We start from the raw sequence: 26,644 nt of genomic DNA, 5'->3' as shown, positions 1-26,644 counted from the left end.
CTCACCTTTCCAGCCGCATGGCGGCGCGGTTGCGGTGAAGCAGGGCCGGCAAAAGCGCGGCCAGCACAAAACCAGCCAGCGGAATGCCAAGCTGCAACAAGGCCAGCAACGCGGCGGCCTGCCGGCTGCCTCCGCTGGCAAGCGCGACGCTTTCGGTGGTGACCGTGGCAATCCGGCCGGCGCCGATCATCAGGGTTGGCAGATATTGACCGACGGAGACTGCGGCAGACACGGCAAGCACCACCAGTACAGGCCTCAGCAGCAACGGCAAACGGATCTGCCAGAAGATGCGGGCACGGGACGCGCCAATGGCGGCAGCGGCCTTGGCATAGCGCGGATCGAGCCGATCCCAGGGATCGCTCAGGGCAAGGAAGGCGTAGGGCAAGACGAATACCAGGTGGGCCAGCAAGACGGCGACAAAGGTGCCGCTGAAATCAGCCGACAGGAACAAGAGCTGCAAGCCGAACAGAAAACTGATCTGCGGCAGCAGCAGAGGCAGGAATACAAGTGTCTTGAGACGGCGGGAAGAGGATGACTTGCGGTGATCGCGTGCTTCCAGTAGCCACAGCGTCAGGGCCGTCGCGATAAATGCGGAGGCGCACGCCAGACCGACGGTCGTGCCGAGAAGACCCAGGCTCATGCCGAGTGTGTCGGCCAGCCGCATGACATTCCAGGCTTGTGGCAGAACCGCAGGGAACCACCAAGAGCGGGCCGCGGACCACAGTCCGAGAAGCACGAGCGACAGCACCATGGCCGCAATGATGGTCACCATCACCAGAAGCCCGCCATATCTTGCCGTTCGCTCCTGCAGGTGGCGATGTCCGGTGACAAGACGGCGTTTTGATACGGTCGCAACCAGTCGTTCGCCTGCAAGATAGGTTCCCAGTGCTGCGGCGCTGACGGCAAGTTGCAACAGGGCTCCGGCGGAGGCCATCAGGCGGTAAGTCAGATCCGGATCGTTCATCCAGCTCACGAGGCGCGGGGCAAGCGGGGCGGGTGTCGTCGGCCCGAGGATGGCGGCGACATCGACAACGGATGTGGCATAGGCGACCACCGCCAGAACCGGCAGGCGGATCAGCGGATAGATCTGCGGCAGCACGATGGTGAAGAAGGTTGCCACACGGCCATAGCCAAGGCTGGCCCCCGCCTTGAAATACTCCTGGATCTGTGGGCGGTTGAGCGCCGCAAGTGTCATCAGGAACAGAAACGGCACTTCCTTGGCAACGAGGCCCATCGTCATGGCGATGCCGAACGGATCATTGAGAATCAGAACATCCGGCGGCCGGGTCCAGCCGGTTGCCCAGGGAGACACCAGACGAACCAGAAACCCGGAAGGTGCAATCAGAAAGGCAAGGCCAATGGCTGCCGCAGCGTGGGGCACGGAAAGCAGCGGGGACAAAAACCTGGTCAGGTGCCGGAAAGTCCTCGTTCCGGACCAGCCAGCGACGAACAGCAGTACGATCACCAGCGACAGGACGGAAGCCGCCAACCCTGTGGCAAAGCTGAGCCAGAGCGACGTCACCAGGCCCGGTTGTTGGAAAAGCTGCTGGAGCGGCGCAAGCGATAGCCCGCTGTGGCCCAGGGCCGGCAAGTACCCGAAGGCAGGCAGAACGGTTCCCAAAAGGCCGGCAAGAACCGGCCCGGCCAGAAGAACCGAAACCAGGAAGACCGGTATGGCGGGACCTGCTTTCGGGCTCGTCAACACGTCTTGCGGCTCACTCGGCGCCGTAGCGGGCAGTCCAGGCTTCTTCCAGGGCGCTGACCCAGCTCGGGTGCGGTTCAGGCAAGACCGGGCCGAGCTGATCGGGTGTCAGGGTTGCCGGTCCAAGGTCGAGCGTGTCGAAGAGAACCTTCTCGGTTTCCGGCAGACCTGCCACGTTCAGCACGGTGGGGTCTCCCCAGATGTCGGGGTCCTGTTTGCGTGCCTGTGCGGTGGGCGACAGCAGGAAATTGGCGAAGACCTTGGCCCCCGCCTGGCTGGAACTGTTGAACGGGATTGCAACAAAGTGGGTGTTACCGATGGTGCCGCCGTCCAGAACGAAGGTGCGCACGCTGGGCGGCAGTTCGCCGTTCGCAATAGCGCTCGAGGCACCGGATGGATTGAAGGAAAACGCGATGTCGAGTTCCCCGTCCGCCAGGAGCTGGCGCATGTGCGCCGCATCCTTCGGGAAGGCGCGGCCCTGACGCCAGAGCGCGCCGTGCAAGTCATCCAGATAGGCAAACAGCGGTGCCGTCATTTCTGCAAAACGGGCTTCATCGACAGGCTTCGTCAGGGCAACCTTGTCCGGAGCTGTGCTGACGAGAACCTGCTTCAGGAAGGTCGTGCCATAAAAGTTGGGCGGTTGCGGATAGGCGAAGCGGCCGGGATGCGCCTTGGCGTAGCTCAGAAGCCCATCAAGCGTTGCGGGCGGGGTGTCGAGGCGCGCGCTGTCATAGATGAACACCAGTTTGGCCATGCCCCACGGGCTTTCCTGGCCATCCGTTGGCACGGTGAAGTCCTCAACGACAGTCGGCTTGTTTTCCACGTCGACGTAGCGCCAGTTCGGCAACGACTGGGCCCATCCGGGAGCCGCCAGCAGACCCTGTTCCTTCATGGCCGCAAAGTTCTCGCCGTTGATCCAGACCAGGTCGACAGCCCCGCCGCTGTTTTTACCGACCGATTTTTCGGCAAGAACCTGCGAGACGACCGAGCCCGTGTCACTGACCTTTACCTGCAGTACGCGAATGTCAAAATTCTTCGCCACTTCCCGGGCTGCCCAGGTGATATAGGCGTTGATACGCGGCTCACCGCCCCAGGCGTGGAAATAAACGGTCTCGCCCTTGGCATCGTCCAGAACGGCCTGCCACGCCGGATCATTGACGGGTTCCTGTGCCGGAGACGCAACCGGCGTCATGAGTGCTCCAAGAAGGCCAAGCGCTGCGGCAAGCTTGCGTTTCATTACAATATCCCCTGTTTCGGATCTCGTCCTGCCCCCGTTCCCTCGCGCAAGGCGCATTGCACGGTCAAGACAAGGCTTTGTGAACGAAGAGTGTTCGGGTCTGTGTGGTCGTAGAGGTGATCACACCGGCAGAATATGCGTGTCCTTGATCTCTTCCATGACGGCATATGTATGCGTTTCGCGCACGCCCGGCAGCGCCAGCACCACATCAGACAGAAACGCACGATAGGCTTCCATGTCCTTGACGCGGCTTTTCATGAGATAGTCGAAGCCGCCCGCCACCATGTGACATTCCATGATGTCGGTTGATCGCTCGACGGCAAGCTTGAAGGCGTCGAAAATCTCCGGAGACGTGCGCTCGAGACGGATCTCGACGAAGACCAGCAAACCCCGGTCAACCTTCTTCGGATTGAGGCTGGCCGAGAAGTGTTCGATGTAGCCTTCGCGCACCAGCCGCTTCATGCGTTCGGCTGTCGCGGTCGCCGAAAGATGCACCCGATCGGCGAGCTCCGTGTTGGTAATACGGCCATCCTGCTGGAGAACCTTCAGAATCCTCCGGTCCGTAGCGTCAAGCATGGAGAATTTCCCTGTAAATCGAAAGATGATAGAGAAATACACGGGAAATAGCTCGAAAAACAGCGAAAAGCAGACTTTGATTCAAGATAATTTAGGGGATCTTGTGACCTGGCCCTGCGGGGCCTCTTTGGGAGGTTCTCATGACCGCAACCGCTGCAGCCATGAAGACAGTCAATTCGACCGAACTCGAGCCGTTTCGCCCGGCATATGCCCCCGATGACAAAACGCTTGTCGAAGCGCTTCTGAAGGAAGCCAACACCGACCCGGTGGTGGAAAAACTGATCGACCAGCGCGCCCGCGGTTATATTCAGGACATGCGCTCCGTCCAGGTCGGCCTCGGCGGCGTGGAAGATTTCATGCGCGAATTCGGCCTGACCACCCGCGAAGGCCTGGCCATGATGGTGCTGGCAGAAGCGTTGCTGCGCGTTCCGGACGCAAAGACCGCCGACAAGCTGATCGAGGACAAGCTGGCAGCGGCCCGCTTTGACGATCCCTCAGGTCCAAAATCCGACACCTGGCTGGTCTCCGCCTCTTCCTGGGCGCTGGGCGTCACTTCCCGTCTTCTGCACCCGGGCGACACGCCCCAGTCGATCCTTTCCAGCCTGGTCAAGCGCATGGGCATGCCGACCGTGCGCATGGCAACCCGCAAGGCGATGCGTCTGCTCGGTCACCAGTTCGTTCTCGGAGAAACCATCCAGAAGGCACTGGAACGCGCCAGGACACAGGAAGCCAAGGGCTACCGCTATTCCTACGACATGCTGGGCGAGGGCGCGCGCACCCAGAAAGACGCCGAGCGCTACTTCCAGTCCTATGCCAACGCGATTGCCGCCATCGGCAAGGCTGCGGGCGACAAGCAACTGCCGGACCGTCCAGGTATTTCGGTAAAGCTTTCCGCGCTGCATCCGCGCTATCAGGCGGTCAACGGCGAGCGCGTGCGCGAGGAACTGCTGCCGAAGCTGCGCGAACTGGCGCAGATGGCCAAGGATCACAATCTCAACTTCACCGTCGATGCGGAAGAAGCAGACCGGCTGGAAATCTCGCTGGATATCATCGCCGCCATGCTGACCGATCCGGTCACCGAGGGCTGGGACGGTTTTGGCCTCGCGGTTCAGGCGTATCAGAAGCGCAGTATTCACGTCATCGACTGGCTGGTCAACGCGGCCCGCAAGACCAATCGCAAACTGATGGTCCGCCTCGTCAAGGGCGCCTATTGGGATACGGAAATCAAGCACGCCCAGGAAGGCGGGGCGGAAGGTTATCCGGTGTTCTCGCGCAAGGCGGCGACGGATCTGTCGTACCTGTGCTGTGCCAAGCGGATGCTGGCGGCGCGCGATGTGCTTTACCCGCAATTCGCCACACACAACGCACTGACCGTCGCCCAGATCATCGAACTGTCCGGCAGCAAGGCTGAAGGCTATGAGTTCCAGCGCCTGCACGGCATGGGCGAAAGCCTCTACAAGTCGGTGGTTGAGCGCGACGGCTTCCCGTGCCGGATCTATGCCCCGGTGGGCGGCCACAAGGATCTGCTGGCCTATCTCGTTCGCCGCCTGCTGGAAAACGGTGCCAACTCCTCCTTCGTCACAATCGTGGGCGATGCCTCCGTCCCGGTTGAAAAGATGCTCAAGCGGCCGAAAGAGCTGCTCGACAACGGTCACCACACGATCAACCGCTCGATCCCGCTGCCGAAGGATCTTTACGGCGACAGCCGCCGCAACTCCGATGGTGTGGAATTTGGCTGTGCGGCGGAACGCAATCTGCTGACGTCCGGCATGGCGAATACCACGGCCCCGTTCACGGATGCCGCTCCGCTGGGCGCGGGGCTGAAACCGTCGGGCGATGCGAACCCGGTCTTTGCCCCGATGGACGGCACGACCAAGGTCGGCACGGTGCGTTTCGCGGACAGCGACACGGCGCGCCTGGCTGTCGAGAACGCCCAGAAGGGGTTCGAGAAATGGTCCCGCATGCCGGTTGAAGAGCGTGCGGCCGCCATCGACAAGGTTGGTGACCTGCTGGAGGAAAACCGGGATCGTCTGATGACGATCCTCTCCCTGGAAGCCGGCAAGTGCCTGACGGACGGTATCGCCGAAATCCGTGAGGCGGTCGACTTCTGCCGTTACTACGCTGCTGAAGCCAGAAATCTTTTCGGCGAAGGCAAGCTGATGCCGGGGCCGACCGGCGAGGAAAACCGCTACCGCTATCGGGGTCGCGGCGTCTTCGTCTGTATTTCGCCGTGGAACTTCCCGCTGGCGATCTTCCTCGGCCAGATCAGCGCCGCCCTGATGGCGGGCAATGCCGTTGTTGCCAAACCGGCGGAACAGACACCGCTGATCGCTTTTGAGACCGCCAAGCTGATGTATGAGGCCGGTGTCCCGGAAGATGTCTTCTACCTGCTTCCGGGCGAGGGGGATGTCGGTGCGGCGCTGACGTCCCATCCGGCCGTCGCCGGTGTCGCCTTTACAGGATCGACCGAAACCGCTTGGCTGATCAACGGCACGCTTGCTGCCAAACGTGGCCCGATCGTTCCGCTCATTGCGGAAACCGGTGGCATCAACTCGATGATTGTCGATGCCACGGCCCTGCCGGAACAGGTCTGCGACGACGTCATGATGTCCGCTTTCCGCTCCGCCGGCCAACGCTGCTCTGCACTGCGTCTGCTTTATGTGCAGGCGGATGTCGCCGATCATCTATTGGAGATGCTGGAAGGCGCTGCCAGGGAACTGAGCCTGGGTGACCCCCGGTTGCCATCCACCGATATCGGCCCGGTTATCGATGAGGAAGCGCGCGACAACGTTCTCTCCCATGTCGATGACATGAAGGAGAGCCAGAAACTGCGCTATGCCGGCAAGACACCGCACGGTAAGCTGGCCAACGGCTCCTGGGTGGCCCCGCACATCATCGAGTTGGACAAGGCCGAGGCCCTGACGCGGGAAGTCTTCGGACCGGTGCTGCACGTGGTCCGCTACAAGGCTGGCGACCTCGACAAGGTGCTGGACCAGATCGCAGGCACCGGCTACGGCCTGACGCTCGGTGTTCACAGCCGTATCGATGCAACGGTGAAGAAGGTTGTCGACCGGTTGTCCGTCGGCAACGTCTATGTCAACCGCAACACTATCGGTGCGGTCGTCGGCACCCAGCCCTTCGGCGGCTCCGGCCTCTCCGGCACCGGCCCCAAGGCAGGCGGCCCGGCCTACCTCTACCGGTTCGCCCTGGAACAGGTGGTGTCCATCAACACCGCGGCCGCCGGTGGCAACGCAAGCCTGGTGGCTGCATCGGACGATTGATTAGCCAACTCGTGGTCTGAGAGATGGCTCCCTTACCGCCTCGCGTTTGAAGGGAGCCATTTCCGGAGATTGATATACAAGAGTTCGTTTTACTTATCGGACAATGCCGCTTCGCATTCCGCGAACTTCGTGACCAAGCGGTTCAATGACCTGTCGTGTAGGAGGCCGGGAATATCGCGTGCCAAAAAAAAGGAATATTTATCAACAAGTTGCATAAATGATCCCTGCATTGTTCGGCACGCGCCAAACGCGCGCACCTCGTTCCGGTATTCTTCCGAACGCAAGCTTAACCCAGATGTGATGGCGTATAGCCTATAAAGCTCCCAACTATTTTCCGAGTAAAGACGCCAATAAATCTTTTCCTTGAACCTGAACCATTCGTACTGATCCCCTCTTGTTTCCGCTAGAAAGCCAGGGTCGTCCAGATCTTTCATCTCGCGGAGAGTACGCTCCATAACTCGCAGATAAGCCTGAAATACTTTCGCAGGTGTGTCGAGCTCTGCAGATGGTTCTTTGCCGAGCTGATAGCGACAGTCTTCACTTTTGCTCAAGAAATCGAAGTAGGTTTTCTGAACCCGGGTAGGGGAACGAAAACGAACTTCAGGTTGGACGACAATGTCCGAGAAAGTAACTAGGACCGCGACGGCTTTCTGACACTTCCAGAGGTCTTTCAGATGCGACCTTCTCGTAAAAGATGAGCTTTCCTGTGGTTGAGTTTCGATACTCTGCAGTGCTGTCTGATACGGAACTTGAATTTCTTCGAGTTCTTCTCTGATCCTCTCCAACTCTGGTTGACGCTCTGTTGGGTCTTGCAGTTCGAGAATCTCCATCAAGCGTTCATGAAGTTGCTCAAGTTGCAACATCATTTCGGAAGTGATTCTTTCGGCGTCTTTGTCGCTCAGTGGAGTAGAACTACTGGCGGCGCAGACATGGCTAAAAATAAAGACAAAAAAGAGAAAGATCAGTTTCATCGGATTTCTTTTAAATTTCGTGTTTAAGCCCTTCTTGGAAACGCATATGGCAGGCTCAAGTCAAGAGCTTATCTGAATTCGAATGTGATTTACGGGAGAATCAGCTCCCTCGCGGTTTTGCCCTTCTCGTCGCCTCCGCTTCGATCGGATCGTCCGGCCACGGATGCCGCGGATAGCGGCCCTTCATGTCGGCTTTCACATCCGCCCAGGAGCCTTGCCAGAAGCCGGGGAGATCCTTCGTGATCTGGATCGGCCGTTGTGCCGGGGAGAGAAGTTCCAGGATCAGCGGCAATCTGCCGTCGCAGACGCTTGGGTGCTCCTTGAGGCCGAAGAGTTCCTGCACGCGAATGGACAGCGTCGGACCTGCGGCTGCACCATAGTCGATGGGCACCTTGCTGCCTGTCGGGGCGGTGAAGTGCGAGGGGGCAAGGCTGTCCAGCCGTGCAGCCGCATCATAGGGCAGGAGCACTGCAAGCGCATTGCCGAGAAGCGCGGTGTCGATTGCCCCCAGGCTCGTGCAGCCGGCGAGATAAGGCTGCAGCCAGGTTTCCAGGGTTTCCGTCAAGGTGCCATCGGAAAGGTCCGGCAGATCCTGCGCCCCGTTCTCCCGGGCATAGGCGACACGTTTCTTCAGCCGTTCCTGTTCCTTGCTCCAGGGCAGGCGGGAGACGCCGCGCCGGCGGATTTCGGCAATCAGGGCCCGTTCAACGGCTTCCGGATCGGCGGACTGGATCTGGACGGACTTCAGTTCGACCGCCTTGTAGCGGGTGACACGCCGCGCCTTCAGCGTGCCGTCACCGGTCAGTTGGACTTCATCTTGCTCGACGATGTCGGCAGCAAACAGATCCTCGATATCGGATTTGGAAACTGGCGCGCAGAGCTGGATACGCCCGCTTGCCGCCTTGCCCTGAATATCGGCAACAGTAAGGAAGGCTTCCCGGGAAAGGGCATGTTCCGCCTCCAGTTCAGCGCCCCTGCCGTTCGCAAGACGGAAGCGGCCGGTCTGTCCGCGTTGCTGGGCAACACGGTCGGGATAGGCAAGGGCGAGCAGAAGTCCGGCGCTCTCCGGGTCGATCTCCTTGCCCGACCCGCCAGCCTGCTTCAGCCAGCGTTCAGCCAACTGGCGGCCGTCTTTCACGCGCTGGCTCTTGTCGTGACGCAAGGACTGCAAACGTGCACGCAGGTCCGGGTCCCGGCCGCCAAGACCCGGTTCGGACAGCACCAGCGCGATCATCGCGGCGGTAAAGCCGAGATCTCGGGCAACGCCTTCGATCACCATATGTGCGAGGCGCGGATGCAGCGGAAGCTTCGCCAGGGCCTTGCCGTCGCTGGTCAGACGTCCGTGGCCATCCAGTGCATGAAGATCCTGAAGCAGTGTCCTGGCTTCGGTCCAGGCAGCTTTTGGTGGCGGATCGGCAAAGGCGAGAGCCTCCGGATCGAGTGTCCCCCAGGCCGCAAGGTCCAACACCAGCCCGGTCAGATCCGCTTCCAGAATTTCAGGTGCCTCGGCTTGCGGCAAGGCGACGGTCTGCGCTTCATCCCAGAGCCGGTAGCAGACACCGGGCTCGGTACGTCCGGCGCGGCCGCGGCGCTGGTCGGCTGAAGCGCGTGAGACACGGACGGTTTCCAGCCGTGTCAGCCCGGTCTGCGGCTCATACTTCGGCACGCGCGCCTGACCACTGTCGATGACGACACGCACGCCTTCGATGGTCAGCGAAGTCTGGGCGATGGCACTGGCCAGCACGATCTTGCGGATGCCGGCATCAGCCGGCCGAATGGCCGCATCCTGCGCCTTGGCATCCAGCCCGCCGTAAAGCGGCGCGACCTGGCAATTGGCGGGCAGGTTGCCGTCCAGCATCCCGGCGGTGCGGCGGATTTCGCCCTGACCTGGCAGAAAGACGAGAATGGATCCGGTTTCTTCCGCGAGTGCCTGCCGGACAGCCCGTACAATCTGTGGTTCGATGCGCTCGTTCGGGGTCCGTCCCAGATATCGTGTCTCGACCGGGAAGCTCCGGCCCGTGCTTTCGATCACCGGTGCATTGCCAAGCAGGCGTGATATCCCGGCAGCATCGAGCGTTGCGGACATTGGCAACAGACGCAGGTCGTCGCGCAGAGCCGACTGCACATCTAGCGCCAGCGCCAACCCGAGATCGCCGTCCAGCGAGCGTTCGTGAAATTCGTCGAAGAGAATGGCGGCAACGCCCGTCAGCTCCGGATCGTCCAGAATGAGCCTTGTGAAAACGCCCTCAGTGATGACCTCGATCCGTGTACGGGCGCTGACCTTCGTCTCCATGCGCACCCGGTAGCCAACGGTTTCTCCGGGTTTTTCGCCAAGTTCGGCTGCCATCCGGCGTGCGGCAGCGCGGGCCGCCAACCGTCTTGGTTCCAGAACGAGGATCTTGCCGTCACCGCGCCAACTTGCATTCAATAGGGCCAGCGGCACGCGGGTCGTCTTGCCCGCGCCCGGTTCTGCAACCAGAACCGCATTCGGCCCTGCTTCAAGTGTTGCCAGAAGCTCCGGCAGGACACCGTCGATTGGTAGCGAGGCCGCAAAGGTTGGGACGCAGGACATGGGCGCCCGTGTCAGCTCGCGCCCGGTTCGGCACCAGCGGTCCATTGCCGGCCCTGCATGTCCACCGCAAAGGCTTCCGGTGCGCGTGCGAAAGAGGCAAGGCCTTCCAGAGCCGGGTCCGGGTGGCGAACGATGAAGGTCGGGACCTTGGCCATCAGTGCTTCGTGGGGCGCCTTGGCCTCGAACGCGGCGCGGAAACCTCCGTCGGTCAGGAAACGCGTGATCCGCGATGTAACGCCGCCGGTCAGATAAACGCCGCCGCGTGCGAGAACGGTAAGGGCAAAATCGCCGGCCACACGGCCAAGCGCCCGGGCGAAGACTTCCAGTGTTTTGACCGCAACCGGATCGTTGTCTTCTGCGGCCATGGTGATGCTGGCTGCGGTTTCGAAACACCGTTCCGTCCCCATATGCGTGGCAACGCCGCGGGCAAGGCGGGGCAGGCCGGTGCCGCTCAGGATCTGTTCTGCACCCAGCCGTCCGCCGACAAGCTCGATATGCGGCCAGATGGCAAGGTCTTCCGGTGTGACCGGACCGAGTTCCACATGGCCGCCTTCTCCCGGAACGGGGATCCAGGTCTGTGCGGCATAGATCATGGCCGCAGCGCCGAGACCCGTGCCCGGGCCGAGCACGAATTTGGCGCTCTCATTCCGAATGGCACCGGAGCCGACCTGTTCTATGTCGCCGCCGCTGTAACCGGGCAGGGCCAGAGCCTGCGCTTCGAAATCGTTGAGAACGATCACTTCTTCCAGACCGAGATCGGCAATCATCTTCAGCGGTTCGATGACCCAGGCCGCATTCGTGAGCGGAATCCTGTCGCCGGTGACGGGGCCGGCGACAGCGATGATCGCGGTGCGCGGTTTCGGCGTTGCGTCGGCAAGGACGACGTCGCGGATGGCCGAGGAAATGTCGGCATGATCCGCGGTCGCTGTCTTGCCGCACATGCGGGTAGGCGCCTGTGCGTCGTCAACCAGTGCGAAACGGGCGTTGGTACCGCCGATGTCGGCAACCAGAACCGGATAGGCAAAGGATTTTGCGGTCTTGGGAAAACTCATGAGGACAGGGAGCCAACTTCAGGTGTCGCGGACGTTGTCTTGAGGCCCTGCAGGCGGGCGGAGCGCAGCAGGATATCCGCAGTCGACGGATTGAGGGCCATCGGCATGTCGTAGACGACGGCAAGGCGCATGAGGGCTTTCACGTCGACATCGTGGGGCATGGGCGACAGCGGATCGATGAAGAACAACAGGCCCTGCAGCTTGCCTTCGGCAATCATCGCACCGATTTGCTGGTCGCCGCCAAGCGGACCGCTTTTCAGCCGCGTGACATTGAGGTTCGGACAGGCTTCCAGAATACGGCCGCCGGTTGTGCCGGTGCTCACCAGATCGAAAACGGAAAGCTTGTCCAGATGCCGTTTGGCGAATTCGACCATGGCGTCTTTTTTGGCGTCATGCGCGACAAGCGCAAGAGTGGGCGTTGCAGGCATCAAGGGTCCCCTGGGGTCTATGCAATCCGGATCGATTGAATAGCCGATAGCTGATCGAAACCAAAGTCCCGGGCGACCTCTTCGTGCACGGACGAAAACAGGCGAAGGCACCCCGGCAGAAAACGACAGCGGCGGGAAAGTGTTTAGCCGCTCAAAGCACTTTAGGCAAAGGAAGATGAAGGAGCAGGCTCAGAGGCTGTTCCCTTTGGGAAGACGGCTGGCCGGAAAAAAAGAAAATGCCGCGTTCCGGCCGGGAACGCGGCAGCCAGTAAGGAGAATGGAGACGTGGCGGTCAGTCGAACAGATTGCAGCGGATTGGCTGGCGTCCGGCCACGTGCTGGAAATAGGGGTCGGGTTCCGGCAGGTGCAATCCGGCGATCTCCATCACCAGCTTCATGCGGATCGCATCGGCAAAGGCTTCCTGGCTTCGCACCGGAATGGCAAAGGACCCCGGGCCGCCGATAACGCAATCCTCGTAATAATGATCGAGGTTGAGCATTGCCTGCCAGGTGTTCTTGTTCGACTTCATCATCAGCGGCAGACCGTTGATGGTCACGCCCGCCGCCACCATGCGGTCGCGCATTTCGGTGACAGAACCGCCCTGGTTGTTCGGGCCGTCACCGGAAATGTCGATCACGCGGCGCAAACCCTGGTATTGGTTGTTCTGGACCAGAAAGACGGACTTTTCGAGCGCCGAGGCGATGGAGGTGCGTTGGACCTGCCGCAGTGGCGCTTCGGCGATCTTGGACGCGAAATGAGCTGCGGAGCCTGCGTCCTGGATCACCGTCCAGTCGGCCACGATGAAGTGCTCGTCGACGCCGCCCCATTCCATGTAGGTCACGGCAACGCGGCCGATTGGTCCCACCTGAATGGCGTCAAGGAATTCCCGGGAGGTGAGGGCGGCGACATAGCCGGCGCGCTGCACTTCCTGTTCCTCTGTATCCATGGATTGAGAGATATCGACGGCCAGGACAAGTTCGACGTCCACTTCATTGGCCGGATTGTAGCTGTATTGCGAAGAAGCCATCAGGGCCGAACGGTAGTCGCGGGCCGTGGCAGGGGCGGCGAAAAGGAAAGCCGCACAGATCAGTGACAGTAAAATACGAACCGTCGTTGCACAGTCTAGTCTTGTTATGTCGAGACGCATGGTTTTTCTCCTTAATACAGCCTTTCGGCTGGATGACCACGTCTCCCCTGTTTATTTTGTTTTTGAATTCCTTATCTTTCCGTTTCTCGTGATTCTTAACAAGGCAATGGCTCAATGCCTTGAATCAACTTTGAAATGTACTTAGCAAGCTACATGCCAAACGTAACGGAATATCCGCTGGCTGGCAAAAGTAATGTGCACGCAGTGCATGTTCTATCCACAGGCTCGGGATATGTTCCGGAATTGCTAGGCAAATTTTTCATCCATGGCCCGGCGCGAGTCCTTACGTTTAAGTAAGGTTGTGATTCTTCGAGATAATTCAATCCGGCATCGCGGTCACATTTTTGCGCAAACCTGTGAGAAACAGCGGCGAAGTTTCGTGTCTTGGGGCCGAAAAAACCGCTTGGTCAGGCGCTTGACCGAAGTTGGAGCCGCGCCGGTCAAGCAGCCGTTTTTCCTGCAGTCAGGGGCAGGCGTTTGGCAGGTGTGTCCGATTCATCGGCAAAATTTGCCGGGCGACTAGGCAATTTTTGCCGAGAGGATCCGGAAGATCCGCAGCTTCGGGCAGAATTTGCCGCCACCCAGAAGTGGTGGACGGGGCATTTTGCTGCCCAGAAATGCATCAATCAGCCAGAAAATTGGCAGTTTTTTTAGTTGACGGCAAAGGCAAGGCTGGTCATGATCTGAAGAAATTCTCACTTGGTGAAGAATTTTTCGGTCGGCCTTCACGGCTCCGGAAAGCAAAAAGCTCCGAAAGAGAGCAGGGCACAGTCGGACCGTCGCGGTCAACCGCGTCGCATGGCTGAACAGGCAGGTATTTCATCGAATGTGATGCAATGCCGGAATGTCGGGCGTTTTGAGAGTGGTTGAGCATCCTGTCCGCCGCGAGGCGGGTGCAGTGGCTCTGGAGGGGAAGGTTTCGACGCGGAATGCAGACTCGCGACGACGACTGGACATCATATATGGCCATCCGGGCGGCGTGGCTGTCCTTTGTGGGCGGTCGCACCCAGGGTGAGATTGCCTCGCAGCTCGGCGTGTCGCCAGCCAAGGTGCATCGCCTGATTGCCTATGCGCAAAAAGCTGGTTTCGTGAAATTCCAGGTCGATGGGCGCCCGATGGAATGCCTTCAGCTCGAAAAGGAGCTGACAGAGCATTTCGGCCTGACCAACTGCATCATCGCGCCCGACCTTGGCGGCGGTGATGTCGACAGCGCCCTCAGGGCCGTGGCGGTGTCCGCGGCGCAGTTCCTGTCCGGGCTGCTCGGTGGTTCCAATGTCACCCGCCTGGGTGTCGGCATGGGCCGCACGCTGACGGCGGCTGTCGAGGCTTTGCCGAAGGCTTCGCGCAATGATCTGGAAATCATGTCGATCTGCGGATCCCTGACGCGCACGCTTGCAGCGAATCCCTATGACATCGTCCAGAAGATGCAGGAACGCACAGGCGGCATCGGCTATTATCTGCCGGTTCCCTATTTTGCCGAGAACCAGGACGAAAAGGCGATGTTCCTGACCCAGCGCAGCGTGCAGGACCTGATGGACCGCGCGCGCCAGTCGGATGCCTTCCTGATCGGCATCGGCTCCGTCGAGAACGAGGGCCATCTTGTCCAGCGCGGTGTGATTTCCAAAAAAGAACAGGAAGATTTGCTGTCGGGCGGCGCCGTCTGTGATTTGATGGGGCGCTTTCTGACGATCGAGGGAAAACTGGCCCCGGATCCACTCGGCGATTGCGCCGTGGGTCTGCATTTCGATGAAGTGCGCGGGCGCCGTGTGATTGCGCTGGTAGGTGGGGAGAGCAAGGTGGATGCCACGCTCGCGGCCCTGCGTACCGGTGTCATTACCGACCTTGTGTCAGACGAGACCCTTGCGAGGGCTCTGACGGCACGGGCCGGATTGCAGTTGGCACAGTCCGCATGACGCGGCTGGGTCACGTGGGGAAACGGGCCGGCCACGAGGCAGGCCCCCGCATGTCGGAGGACATATAAGTGAAAAAGTTTCTTACCATCGGCACCGCGCTTGCCGGCCTGGCCTTCACCGCCGTGGGCGCACTGGCAGCCGATATCAAGCCGGCAGTGCTTTATGATCTGGGCGGCCGTTTCGACAAGTCGTTCAACGAAGGTGCCTACAACGGCGCTGAAAAGTTCAAGGAAGACACCGGCGTCGAATACCGGGACTTCGAAATCCAGAACGACAGCCAGAGGGAACAGGCCCTGCGCAACTTTGCCAAGCGCGGCATGAACCCGATCGTCGCCATCGGCTTCTCCCAGGCCAACGCCGTGGAAAAGGTTGCTAAGGAATTCCCGGACACGCAGTTCGCGATCGTCGACATGGTCGTTGACCTGCCGAACGTGCGTTCCATTCTGTTTAAAGAGCAGGAAGGCTCCTACATCGTCGGCATGCTGGCCGCTATGGCGTCCGAAACCGGCAAGGTCGGCTTCGTCGGTGGCATGGACATTCCGCTGATCCGCAAGTTCTCCTGCGGCTACAAGCAGGGCGTGATGGCTTCAAACCCGGACGCGGAAGTGTTCGAGAACATGACCGGCACCACCGGCGCGGCCTGGAACGACCCGGTCAAGGGTGGCGAACTGGCCAAGTCCCAGTTCGACCGTGGCGCTGACGTTGTCTATCACGCTGCCGGCGGCACCGGCATCGGTGTTCTGCAGGCAGCTGCTGACGCGGGCAAGCTCGGCATCGGCGTGGACAGCAACCAGAACGGCCTGCATCCGGGCTCGGTTCTGACCTCCATGCTGAAGCGCGTTGACATCGCCGTCTATCAGGCCTTCGAAGACGCTGCCAACGACAACTGGTCCTCCGGCTTTGAAGTCCTCGGCCTCAAGGAAGGCGGCGTCGACTGGGCGCTGGACGACAACAATGCCGAACTCATCAACGACGAGATGAAAGCCCAGGTCGAGGAAGCGACCCAGAAGATCATCTCCGGCGAGATCGAAGTTCACGACTACATGTCTGACCAGTCCTGCCCGATGTAAGGCAGTTTTTCGGACCTCTGCGCGGTTAACGTGCGGAGGTCCTCCTGTATTTCTACCGTGACCAACCCGTTTTCGGAGGCCAGGATGCTCCGTTTCACATCAGGCGTCATTGCCGCCGTCTGTGCTGTCTTCGTGGCAACAACAGCAAGCGTGGCCGAACCGGCTATTGTTTATTCCGTTGGCGGCAAGTTCGACGGGTCATTCAACGAAAGCGCCTTCGCCGGCGTCAAACGGTTTCGGGATCAGGGCGGCGCTGTCAGGGAATTCGAGTTGGACCGCGATTCGCAGAGCCTGCAGGCCCTGCGGAACTTTGCCAGCCGGGGCGCATCGCCCGTGATCGCAATTGGCTTCAATCAGGCCAATGCTCTTGGCCAGGTGGCACCCAAGTTCCCCGAGACGGATTTTGCCATCGTCGACATGGTGGTCGATCAGCCGAACGTGCGCTCCTATGTGTTCAAGGAACAGGAGGGGGCTTATATCGGCGGTCTTCTGGCAGGCATGGCCTCCAAAAGCGGCACCATCGGATTTGTCGGTGGAATGGATATTCCGATCATTCATCGGTTCCTGTGCGGCTACAAGCAGGGTGCGCAAGCTGCCAGGGCTGATATCAGGGTGCTGTCCAACATGACGGGCGATACGCCGGCCGCCTTCGCTGATCCCGTGCGAGGCGGTGAACTGGCCATTGGCCAGATCAACCAGGGTGCCGATGTGATCATTCAGGCCGCAGGCGGAACCGGCATCGGCGTTCTTCAGGCGGCCGCCGACAAGGGCGTGCTCGGCATGGGCACCGACAGCAATCAGAACGGTCTGCACCCGGGCAAGGTCCTGACGTCGATCCGCAAGCGCGTGGACAACGCCGTCTACGACAGCTTGCAGGCAGCGAAGGACGGTACCTTCGAGCCCGGCATCAAGGTGCTTGGCGTCGCGGACGGCGGTATGGACTGGGTGCTGGACGAAAACAACAAGGACCTGATCACACCGGAGATGAAGGCAGCTGCGAATGCCGCTGTTGCGGCCATCTCGGACGGCTCCGTCAAGGTTCACGATGTCGTCACGGATGGAGCGTGTCCTTTCTGATCGGGACATCACGAGGCAGCGGCGAGGTGCAACAACAATGACAAAGAAAAACAGTCACGCCTGGGGGCACGCATGAGCGATACGCCGGCAATCGAACTGCGCAAGATCAACAAGCGCTTTGGCCCTGTTCACGCCAACAAGGACATCGACCTTGTGGTCAAGAAGGGGTCTATCCACGGCATCATCGGCGAGAACGGGGCTGGCAAATCGACGCTCATGTCCATTCTCTACGGCTTCTATCAGGCCGATGACGGCGACATCATTGTGGATGGCAAGAAGGTCACCATTTCGGACTCCAAGGCCGCGATCAGTATGGGCATCGGCATGGTCCATCAGCACTTCATGCTGGTCGACAATTTTTCGGTGCTCGAAAACGTGGTGCTGGGTGCCGAGGACAGTGCGCTCCTGTCCGGCGGCATCAACCGCGCCCGGTCGGAACTCAAGCGGCTGGAAGAAGAATACGAACTGCGTGTCGATCCGGAAGCCCTCATCCAGGATCTGCCGGTCGGTCTGCAGCAGCGCGTGGAAATCCTGAAAGCGCTCTATCGCAGCGCGGAGGTTCTCATTCTCGACGAACCGACAGGCGTTCTGACCCCGCCTGAAGCGGACCACCTTTTCAAGATCCTCGAAGTCCTGAAGAACGAGGGCAAGACGGTTCTGCTCATCACGCACAAGCTGCGCGAGATCATGGCGGCGACGGACACCGTTTCCGTCATGCGCCGCGGCGAAATGGTGGCGACGCGTGAAACCGCAAGCACCTCCATGGAAGAGCTTGCCGAACTGATGGTCGGCCGCAGCGTTCTGTTGCGCGTCGACAAGAAACCGGCGCAACCCAAGGCACCGGTGATGGAGGTCGAGAACCTGACGGTCACCGACAGCCGTGGTGTTCAGGTGGTCAAGGACGTTTCCTTCAACGTGCGTGCGGGAGAGGTCGTCGGTATCGCCGGTGTCTCCGGCAACGGCCAGTCGGAACTTCTGGAAACGCTCGCAGGCATTCGCCGCGCGACCAGGGGCACACTGAAGATCAACGGCGAGACCATCGATCTTGGCACGAGCACGCTCGACGCTGCCGACATGCGGGCCAAGAGCATGGGCCACGTGCCGGAAGACCGGCACCGGATGGGCCTCATCAATTCCTTCTCCGAATACGAGAATTCCATTCTCGGCTACCACCGCGACCCGGCCTATTCCAAGGGGGTTCTGATGGACATTGCCGCCATCAAGAAGAACGCGGTGGCCGAGATCGAGAAATACGATATCCGTCCGCCCAACCCGATGCTGAAGACCGCCAATTTCTCAGGCGGGAACCAGCAGAAGATCGTGCTGGCGCGCGAGATCGAGCGCGACCCGGAAGTGCTTCTGGTCGGGCAGCCGACCCGCGGTGTCGATATCGGCGCCATCGAATTCATCCATCGCCGGATCGTGGAAATGCGCGATGCCGGCAAGGGCATTTTGCTGGTGTCGGTGGAACTTGACGAAATCCGGGCACTGTCCGACCGCGTGCTGGTGATGTTCGACGGCAAGATCGTCGGCGAACGCGGCGCTGATGCGGATGAAGGTGAACTTGGTCTGCTGATGGCCGGTGTGGAAGATAACAACAAGATGGCTGTTGAAGGAGGCGCCCTATGAGTGCCGGTCAGCTCCCGCGCTGGGTCGATTACGGCCTGATCCCGTTCCTGAACCTGGCCGCAGCCTTTCTGGTGTCGGGCCTCGTCGTCGTCCTGATCGGTGAAAACCCGCTGGATGCGGTGGAGCTCCTGGTCTGGGGCTCCGTAGGCTATGGCGAAGGCATCGGCTTCACGCTGTTTTATGCCACCAACTTCATCTTCACCGGCCTAGCCGTGGCCGTTGCCTTTCATGCCGGGCTCTTCAACATCGGCGGCGAGGGGCAGGCCTATATTGGCGGGCTCGGGGTTGCCTTTGCCTGTCTGGCGCTGGACCACATCGTGCCGTGGTACGTCACCCTGCCATTTGCCATCATCGGCTCCGCGCTGATGGGGGCCGCCTGGGCGTTCATTCCGGCCTGGCTGCAGGCGACACGCGGCAGCCACGTGGTGATCACCACCATCATGTTCAACTTCATCGCTTCGTCGCTGATGGTCTATCTGCTCAACAACGCGCTGAAGAAGCCGGGGTCGATGCAGCCGGAAACGCGGACTTTCGAAGTCGGCGGCCGCCTGCCGTTCCTGAATGACATCTTCCCGTCCTTCGGCTTCGGCTACGCACCGGTAAACCTGTCGCTCTTCGTGGCGCTGGCAGCCTGTGCTCTGGTCTGGGTCCTGATCTGGCGCACGAAACTGGGCTTCGAGATCCGGTCCTTCGGCGCCAATGCCACGGCGGCGGTCTATGCCGGTATCTCGCCGGTGCGCACCATCGTCATCACCATGCTCATCTCCGGCGGTCTGGCAGGCATGATGGCGATCAACGAAATCATGGGCTCGCAGCACCGGTTGCTGATCGACTTCGTGACCGGCTACGGCTTCGTCGGCATTGCCGTCGCCCTCATGGGTCGGGCGCATCCGGTCGGCATCGTTCTGGCATCGATCCTGTTCGGCATGCTCTATCAGGGCGGCGCGGAGCTTTCGTTCGAAATGCCGAACATCACGCGGGACATGATCATCGTGATCCAGGGTCTCGTGATCCTGTTCGCCGGTGCGCTTGAGCACATGTTCCGCCCGGCCATCGTCAAGCTGTTCACGCCCTCCCGGGCCCTTGCCGCGAAGGAGGCGTGATCATGTTCGAGATCGTGATCCTGACACTTGATTCCACCGTCCGCCTGTCGACCCCGCTGCTGCTGGCCTGTCTGGCGGGGCTCTATTCGGAACGCTCCGGCGTGGTCGATATCGGCCTGGAAGGCAAGATGCTCGGTGCGGCCTTCGGAGCGGGTGCGGTGGCGTACCTGACCGGAAATGCCTGGATCGGCCTCTTGGCCGGCATGGCCGTCTCCATCGGCCTGGCCCTCATCCACGGCTTTGCCTCCATCACCAATCGCGGCAACCAGATCGTGTCCGGTGTCGCCATCAACTTCCTGGCCGCAGGCCTGACCGCGCTGCTTGGCCAGACCTGGTTCCGCCAGGGCGGCCGCACGCCGTCGCTGCCGGAGGGTGGACGTTTCCGGGACATCATCCTGCCATACGCAGAAGAGCTGCGTGACGTTCCGGTCATCGGCGGCATCTACAGCGAGCTCCTGTCCGGCCACAACATTCTGGTCTACGCCGCATTCGTGGCCGTGCCGCTGACGTGGTGGGTGCTGTTCCGCACCCGCTTCGGCCTGCGTCTGCGTGCGGTGGGCGAAAACCCGGCAGCTGTTGATACGGCCGGTATTTCGGTCACCTGGCTTCGCTATCGGGCGGTGATTGCCTGTGGCGCCCTGTGCGGTGTTGCCGGAGCTTATCTTTCCATTGCCCAGTCGTCCGGTTTCATCAAGGACATGACAGCGGGCAAGGGCTTCATTGCGCTGGCGGCGCTGATTTTCGCCAAGTGGAAACCGGCCAACGCCATGTTCGCCTGCCTGTTGTTCGGCTTCCTCGACGCCGTCGCCATCCGGATGCAAGGCCAGAAAATACCCGGTATCGGTGAAATTCCGGTGCAGTTCTTCCAGGCACTGCCCTATATTCTGACCGTGATCCTGCTTGCAGGCTTCATCGGCAAGGCAATTCCGCCCAAGGCGGCAGGCATTCCGTATCTCAAGGAGCGTTCATGAGCGATCTGGACGCGTTGTTCGAGGCCGCAAAAGCGGTTCGTGAAAACGCATACGCACCCTATTCAAACTTCCTGGTCGGCGCGGCCCTGCGTGCGCCGGATGGCACAGTTTTCACCGGCTGCAACGTTGAGAATGCGTCCTACCCGGTCAGCGTCTGTGCGGAAGGCGGGGCGGTCAGCGCCATGATCGCGGCCGGTTACCGCGAAATCGCGGAGGCCGTCGTCATTGGCGATGCGGCCTTGTGCACACCGTGCGGCATGTGCCGCCAGCGTCTGAAAGAATTCGGCACGGACGAGCTGGTTGTCCATGTCGCGGATCTCGGCGGCATCCGGCGCAGCTTCACGATGGATGAGCTGCTGCCTGCCGCTTTCGAACTTGAATACACGTCAAAATAAGAAGGACTGACCCACAATGAGTGGTTTCGGCCGTGAATGCGCGGAGATCGTCCGCGCCGCCCGTGAGGGCTCCTACAAGATTGGCATGATCCTTGGCTCCGGACTTGGTGCGCTCGCCGAGGAAGTCGAGGACGCTGTCCGTATTCCCTATTCGCACCTGACCGAATTTCCGGTCTCCACCGTCACGTCCCATTCCAGCGAACTGGTTGCCGGGACGATGTCCGGAGTGCCGGTGGTGATCCTGTCGGGCCGCGCCCATTATTACGAGGGCGGCGATCCGACGGTTATGCGCACGCCGGTGGAAACGTTGAAGGAGCTCGGCTGCGAGATCCTTCTGGCGACCAATGCGGCTGGTTCGTTGCGCCAGGAAGTTGCTCCCGGCTCACCCATGCTCATCTCCGACCACATCAACTGGTCGGGCATGAACCCGTTGATTGGCGAAGAGAGCGAAAAGCGCTTTCTGGACATGAGCACCGCCTATGATGCAGACCTGCGCGCGGCCATGAAGAAGGTGGCCGAGGAAACCGGCGATCCGCTTGCCGAGGGCGTTTACATGTGGTTCTCCGGCCCGTCTTTCGAGACGCCAGCCGAAATCCGCATGGCCAAGACACTCGGCGCGGATGCGGTCGGCATGTCCACGGTGCCGGAAGTCATCATGGCGCGGTTCCTGGGGCTGCGGGTCGCGGCCATGTCGATCATCACCAATTACGGTGCAGGCATGCAGACGCATGCGCTGTCTCACGACGAAACCAAATCCGTCGCCTTGCAGGGCATGGAACGCATGAAACAGCTGGTGCGGGCATTCGTGAAGGAGATCGGCCAATGAGCGACATGATCGAAAACGCCAAACGGGCCCTCGGGCTCGTCGACCTGACCAACCTCAACGACGACTGCACGGCCGCCGACATCTCGAAGCTGACCGGGCGAACCGTGACGGATCACGGGGCTGTCGCCGCTGTCTGCGTCTGGCCGCGTTTTGTTGCGCAGGCCGCGAAGGAGCTGACCGGCACGGGCGTGAAGGTGGCGACCGTGGTCAACTTCCCCGAAGGCGGGGAAGATACGCAAGCCGTTGTTGCCGAGACGAAGCAGGCTCTGGCCGATGGTGCCGACGAAATCGATCTGGTGATGCCCTACAAGGCTTTCTGTAACGGTCGCAAGGGCTTTGCGGAAGAGCAGATTATCCGCGTCAAGGCAGCCATTGCGGAACCGGCGTTGCTCAAGGTCATTCTGGAAACGGGCGAGATCAGGGACCCGTTGCTGATCCACGCAGCCTCCAACATCGCCATTGGAGCCGGTGCCGATTTCATCAAGACCTCGACTGGCAAGGTTGCTGTCAACGCAACGCTGGAAGCGGCCGAAATCATGCTCACGGCGATTGAGGAAGCCCGGCGGGACAATGCCGAGCGCGTCATTGGCTTCAAGCCGGCCGGTGGCATCAAGACCGCCGAGGACGCAGCCGCCTATCTGGCGCTTGCCGACAAGATCATGGGCCAGAACTGGGTCTCGGCAAACACGTTCCGCTTTGGAGCCAGCGGTCTTCTGGATGCCCTGATCTCCACGATCGAGGGTCAGGAAATCGTGGATCATTCCCACCACGGCTATTGAGACGGCTTCAAGAAGGACAACAAATGCTGCCGCAGGAACTCATCAGAAAGAAACGCGACGGCGGGACGCTGGACGCGGCGGAGATCCAGTTCTTCGTCAAGGGTCTGGCAGACGGCTCTGTCACGGAAGGCCAGGTGGCGGCGCTTGCCATGGCCGTCTTCTTCAGGGGCCTGACCGTTGACGAGCGTGTGGCGCTGACGCTTGCCATGCGCGACAGCGGCGATGTCATGGACTGGTCGGGCATCGACGCACCGATCCTCGACAAGCATTCCACCGGCGGTGTCGGCGACAACGTCTCCTTGATGCTGGCGCCGGCGCTGGCCGCCTGCGGTGCCGCCGTTCCCATGATTTCCGGTCGCGGCCTGGGTCATACCGGCGGTACGCTGGACAAGTTCGACAGCATCCCGGGCTATCAGACACAGCCGGACAATCAGCTGTTCAAGAAGGTGGTCAAGGAGATCGGTTGCGCCGTCATCGGCCAGACCGGCAATCTGGCCCCGGCCGACAAGCGCTTTTACGCCATCCGCGATGTGACCGGCACGGTGGAGAGCATCGATCTGATTACCGCATCGATCCTGTCCAAGAAGCTGGCCGCCGGTCTGCAAGGCCTGGTGCTGGACGTGAAGTGGGGCACCGGCGCGTTCATGGCAACGCTGGAAGACGCACGTGCGCTCGCCGAAAGCCTGGTGCTGGTCGCAAATGGTGCGGGTCTGAAGACAACGGCGCTCCTGACCGACATGAACGAGCCGCTGGCGTCTGCCGCGGGCAACGCTGTCGAAATGCAGAATGCCGTCGACTTCCTGAAAGGCACCGCCATCGACAACCGTCTTTGGGATGTCACCGTGGCGCAGGGCGGTGAACTGCTTGCTTCCGGCGGCATTGCCGCTGATGCACAGGCCGGTTCCGACATGATGCGCGACGCTTTCCAGAGCGGCAAGGCGGCAGAGAAATTCGGCCAGATGGTTCACGCGCTCGGCGGCCCGGCCAACTTCATGGAAAAGGCGGAACTCTATCTCGCCAAGGCTCCTGTGGAAGCGCCGGTCTATGCCGAACAGGATGGTGTGGTCACGGGGGTTGATGCCCGGGCGGTCGGTGTTGCGGTGGTCGCGCTTGGCGGCGGACGCCGGGCGGCTGCCGACGTGATCGATCCGTCCGTCGGGCTGACCAGCCTTGCCGGTGTCGGCAACACCGTGGATGCGGACGCCCCGCTGGCCATCGTCCATGCCCGAACCGAGGCGGAAGCCGAAGAGGCAGCCGTGGCGGTGCGCAAGGCCTACACCATCGGCTCCGCAGCCGATGTCGAGGACAGGCCGAGCGTCGTCGAGCGCATCGCGCCCTGACCGGGAATACGCGTTTCGGGCGAATGGTCGCCCGGAACCTCTCCGGTCGAACCGGCCGGCAATGATAAATTGAGGAGACGTCCATGCCTCGTGCAATTTTGTGCGTTCTGGACAGTTTTGGTATCGGCGGCGCCGCGGATGCGGAAGCCTTCGGCGATGCCGGGGCCGATACTTTAGGTCATATTGCGGCACGGTGCGCCGCCGGTGAAGGCGACAAGGACGGTCTGCGCTCTGGCCCCTTGAGTGTTCCGAACATGGACCGGCTCGGCCTGGGCGCGGCAGGACGTCTGTCCACCGGCAAGGACGTGCCGGGCCTTGAGTTCGACGGCGAGCCGGAAGGTCTGTGGGGCTATGCCGCCGAAGTTTCCAACGGCAAGGACACGCCATCCGGCCATTGGGAAATTGCCGGTGTGCCGGTGCGCTTCGACTGGGGCTATTTCCCGGAGACGATCCCGACCTTTCCGGAAGAGCTGATTGCAAACATCAGCGAAAAGGCGGGCCTCAACGGCATTCTGGGCAACAAGCACGCCTCCGGAACGGAGATCATTGCCGAACTCGGCGAAGAGCACATCCGCACGGGCAAGCCGATCTTCTATACATCGGCGGACTCGGTTATCCAGATTGCCGCCCATGAAGAGCACTACGGACTGGAGAAGCTGTACGAGCTTTGTGAGATCGCGCGTGAATTTGCCGATCCCTACAACATCGGCCGGGTGATTGCGCGGCCCTTCACCGGCGACAGCTCCGACACCTTCCAGCGCACCGCCAATCGGCGCGACTATTCTGTGCTGCCGCCCGAACCGACCTTGCTCGACCGGCTGACAGAGGCCGGGCGCACGGTCTATGGCGTCGGCAAGATTTCCGACATCTTCGCGCATCAGGGCGTTGCCAGGGTGCTGAAGGGAGCGGGCAACGATCAGCTCTTCGACAAGACGCTGGAAGCCATGGATAAGGCTGCCGACGGCGACATGATCTTTGCCAATTTCATCGATTTCGACTCCCTCTACGGTCACCGCCGGGACGTACCCGGCTATGCCGCTGCGCTGGAGCATTTCGACCGCCGCCTGCCGGAAATGATTGCCAGGATGAAGGACGGCGATCTTCTGATCCTGACTGCCGATCACGGCTGCGACCCGACCTGGCGCGGCACGGACCATACCCGTGAACATGTTCCGGTGATCGCAACCGGACCGGGCCTTGAAGGCAGAAGCGTGGGCGGGCGCAAGACCTATGCCGATATCGGCGAAAGTATCGCTGATCACCTGGGCATTCAGGTCGGGCCAAACGGCACGAGTTTTCTCTAACCGCATCCGCATTCCGGCAAGCCGGTGAATCGGGCACAATAGGCGCGAGCCACTCCTCCAACCTTCTTTGAGGGAAACGGAGGATCGGCCGGCAACACACTCGAACGAGGGTCCGCGGGACATGAGCGACGCCATCACGGTGCCAAAGGCGGAATTGCACTGTCATATCGAAGGCGCTGCGCCGCCGACCCTGGTCAAGCGCCTCGCCGAAAAGCACGGCACGGATGTTTCCAGCGTCCTCAATGGCAGCGGCAAATACATCTGGTCCGACTTTACGACTTTCCTGAAGGCCTATGACACGGCCAGTTCGGTGTTCAAGACACCGGCGGATTATGCCCTTCTGGCGGAAACCTATTTCCGCATGCTGGCGGCCGAAGGCGCGATCTATGGTGAGATCTTCATCTCGCCAGACCATGCCCAGGCTGCCGGCCTGTCCTACCGCTCCTATGTCGAGGGACTGGCCGCCGGGATGGAACGCGCCAAGACCGACACCGCCATCGAAGGCCGCATGATCGCAATCGGCGTGCGCCATTTCGGTTCGGCCTCCGTCGAACGCATCGTCAAGGAAGTGATTGGCAATCCCCATCCCCTGGTGACCGGATTCGGCCTTGCAGGCGACGAACGCTCCGGCCATCCGGCCAACTTCGCGAAAGCGTTTCGTATGGCGGCGGAAGCAGGTCTCGGAACGACTGCCCATGCGGGCGAGTTCGGCGGTCCGGACAGTGTGACCGCGGCGCTCGAGTTCCTGCGCGTAAAACGTCTCGGCCACGGTGTGCGGGCCATCGAGGACAAGGAGTTGCTCAAGCGCCTCGTCGATGAGGAGATCGTTCTGGAAGTTTGCCCGGGCTCGAATATCGCCCTTGGTGTCTACACCCACCTGCGCTTCCACCCGGTCAACATGCTGCGCAAGGAAGGCGTAAAGATCACGCTCAACTCCGATGATCCGCCCTTTTTCGGCACCACGCTCGGCAAGGAATATTCATCGGTCACTGAAACCTTCGGCTGGAGTTTCGATGATCAGATGGACGTCACCCGCACAGCCATCGAAGCTGCCTTCTGCGACGAACCCACGCGCAACAGGCTCCTGGTGCGACTGGAAAGCGCAAAGCAGGTACCGATGGCCTGAGGCAGGTTTCCTGCACCCTGCCGGACGCGCGCGCCAGACTTGTTTCAGGAGAGTTCGCTTCGCTCACGCTGATATCTGGTTTCCGGATCGGCGCACAGCTTTGCCGTGCTTGTCCGGAATGACGTCGACTAAGCGCGGGTGCTTG

21 protein-coding genes are annotated in these 26,644 nt (G+C 61.0%); 13 read left to right on the top strand and 8 right to left on the bottom strand.

The genetic code is table 11. The features are described 5' to 3' along the window. Position 1: 1 nt before the first annotated feature. From AC2A6O_RS20865 to AC2A6O_RS20855, 3 genes are all read right to left on the bottom strand, one after another. Complete coding sequence (locus AC2A6O_RS20865; protein WP_498929935.1) at positions 2-1,705, bottom strand: ABC transporter permease; 1,704 nt, start codon at positions 1,703-1,705, stop codon at positions 2-4. Positions 1,706-1,715: 10 nt separating this feature from the next. Beyond that, positions 1,716-2,939, bottom strand: a complete 1,224-nt coding sequence (locus AC2A6O_RS20860) for an ABC transporter substrate-binding protein (protein WP_498929933.1) — start codon at positions 2,937-2,939, stop codon at positions 1,716-1,718. 120 nt (positions 2,940-3,059) lie between these two features. Next, positions 3,060-3,515, bottom strand: coding sequence for an Lrp/AsnC ligand binding domain-containing protein (locus tag AC2A6O_RS20855; RefSeq protein ID WP_148585497.1), 456 nt, complete (start codon positions 3,513-3,515; stop codon positions 3,060-3,062). A 140-nt stretch (positions 3,516-3,655) separates the two neighbouring features. Between AC2A6O_RS20855 and putA the strand changes: the two genes are divergently transcribed. After that, a complete protein-coding gene (gene putA, locus AC2A6O_RS20850; RefSeq protein ID WP_498929931.1) occupies positions 3,656-6,796 on the top strand; it encodes a bifunctional proline dehydrogenase/L-glutamate gamma-semialdehyde dehydrogenase PutA in 3,141 nt (1,046 codons plus the stop codon). Positions 6,797-6,885: 89 nt separating this feature from the next. Here putA and AC2A6O_RS20845 read toward each other — a convergent pair whose 3' ends face one another. The 5 genes from AC2A6O_RS20845 to AC2A6O_RS20825 form a co-directional block, all read right to left on the bottom strand. Then, on the bottom strand, positions 6,886-7,767 hold the full coding sequence (locus tag AC2A6O_RS20845; protein WP_148585495.1) for a hypothetical protein: 882 nt from the start codon (positions 7,765-7,767) through the stop codon (positions 6,886-6,888). A 100-nt stretch (positions 7,768-7,867) separates the two neighbouring features. Next, the gene (gene hrpB, locus AC2A6O_RS20840) at positions 7,868-10,339 is read right to left on the bottom strand and encodes an ATP-dependent helicase HrpB (protein ID WP_498930165.1); all 2,472 of its coding nucleotides are present in this window, start codon (positions 10,337-10,339) and stop codon (positions 7,868-7,870) included. Between the two features lie 11 nt (positions 10,340-10,350). After that, positions 10,351-11,391, bottom strand: a complete 1,041-nt coding sequence (locus AC2A6O_RS20835; RefSeq protein ID WP_498929928.1) for an ROK family protein — start codon at positions 11,389-11,391, stop codon at positions 10,351-10,353. Beyond that, positions 11,388-11,819: a methylglyoxal synthase gene (locus AC2A6O_RS20830; protein ID WP_498929926.1), complete on the bottom strand. Its 432-nt coding sequence runs from the start codon at positions 11,817-11,819 to the stop codon at positions 11,388-11,390. The genes AC2A6O_RS20835 and AC2A6O_RS20830 overlap by 4 nt, the downstream gene beginning before the upstream one ends. A gap of 292 nt (positions 11,820-12,111) precedes the next feature. Continuing rightward, positions 12,112-12,966, bottom strand: coding sequence for a DUF1194 domain-containing protein (locus tag AC2A6O_RS20825; RefSeq protein WP_209001167.1), 855 nt, complete (start codon positions 12,964-12,966; stop codon positions 12,112-12,114). 929 nt (positions 12,967-13,895) lie between these two features. Here AC2A6O_RS20825 and AC2A6O_RS20820 point away from each other — a divergent pair. The 12 genes from AC2A6O_RS20820 to AC2A6O_RS20765 all read left to right on the top strand — a co-directional run bounded on the left by AC2A6O_RS20820 (position 13,896) and on the right by AC2A6O_RS20765 (position 26,499). Beyond that, entirely contained in the window at positions 13,896-14,879 is a 984-nt protein-coding gene (locus AC2A6O_RS20820; RefSeq protein ID WP_498929924.1) for a sugar-binding transcriptional regulator, read from the top strand. A gap of 68 nt (positions 14,880-14,947) precedes the next feature. Beyond that, entirely contained in the window at positions 14,948-15,949 is a 1,002-nt protein-coding gene (locus AC2A6O_RS20815) for a BMP family lipoprotein (protein WP_498929922.1), read from the top strand. 84 nt (positions 15,950-16,033) lie between these two features. Next, positions 16,034-17,026 carry a BMP family lipoprotein gene (locus AC2A6O_RS20810; protein ID WP_148585491.1) on the top strand — a complete coding sequence of 331 codons (993 nt, stop codon included), beginning with the start codon at positions 16,034-16,036 and terminating at the stop codon, positions 17,024-17,026. A 72-nt stretch (positions 17,027-17,098) separates the two neighbouring features. Then, on the top strand, positions 17,099-18,655 hold the full coding sequence (locus tag AC2A6O_RS20805) for an ABC transporter ATP-binding protein (RefSeq protein WP_498929920.1): 1,557 nt from the start codon (positions 17,099-17,101) through the stop codon (positions 18,653-18,655). Further along, a complete protein-coding gene (locus AC2A6O_RS20800; protein ID WP_498929918.1) occupies positions 18,652-19,758 on the top strand; it encodes an ABC transporter permease in 1,107 nt (368 codons plus the stop codon). The genes AC2A6O_RS20805 and AC2A6O_RS20800 overlap by 4 nt, the downstream gene beginning before the upstream one ends. A gap of 2 nt (positions 19,759-19,760) precedes the next feature. After that, positions 19,761-20,729, top strand: a complete 969-nt coding sequence (locus tag AC2A6O_RS20795; protein WP_148585488.1) for an ABC transporter permease — start codon at positions 19,761-19,763, stop codon at positions 20,727-20,729. Continuing rightward, positions 20,726-21,124, top strand: a complete 399-nt coding sequence (locus tag AC2A6O_RS20790) for a cytidine deaminase (RefSeq protein WP_148585487.1) — start codon at positions 20,726-20,728, stop codon at positions 21,122-21,124. The genes AC2A6O_RS20795 and AC2A6O_RS20790 overlap by 4 nt, the downstream gene beginning before the upstream one ends. A 16-nt stretch (positions 21,125-21,140) precedes the next feature. Beyond that, a complete protein-coding gene (locus tag AC2A6O_RS20785; protein WP_148585486.1) occupies positions 21,141-21,950 on the top strand; it encodes a purine-nucleoside phosphorylase in 810 nt (269 codons plus the stop codon). After that, positions 21,947-22,729, top strand: a complete 783-nt coding sequence (gene deoC / locus AC2A6O_RS20780) for a deoxyribose-phosphate aldolase (RefSeq protein WP_498929915.1) — start codon at positions 21,947-21,949, stop codon at positions 22,727-22,729. Before AC2A6O_RS20785 ends, deoC begins: the two co-directional genes overlap by 4 nt. Before the next feature lie 23 nt (positions 22,730-22,752). Next, on the top strand, positions 22,753-24,069 hold the full coding sequence (deoA, locus tag AC2A6O_RS20775; RefSeq protein ID WP_498929913.1) for a thymidine phosphorylase: 1,317 nt from the start codon (positions 22,753-22,755) through the stop codon (positions 24,067-24,069). An 83-nt stretch (positions 24,070-24,152) separates the two neighbouring features. Beyond that, positions 24,153-25,373 (top strand): phosphopentomutase, encoded by a 1,221-nt coding sequence (locus AC2A6O_RS20770; protein ID WP_498929911.1) that lies wholly within the window; start codon positions 24,153-24,155, stop codon positions 25,371-25,373. 121 nt (positions 25,374-25,494) lie between these two features. Further along, entirely contained in the window at positions 25,495-26,499 is a 1,005-nt protein-coding gene (locus AC2A6O_RS20765) for an adenosine deaminase (protein WP_498929909.1), read from the top strand. Positions 26,500-26,644: the final 145 nt, after the last annotated feature.

It is taken from the genome of Labrenzia sp. ATLA3 (assembly GCF_057180185.1).
Note: the sequence above shows the minus strand (reverse complement) of the source record. Positions and strands in the feature narration are given on the sequence as shown.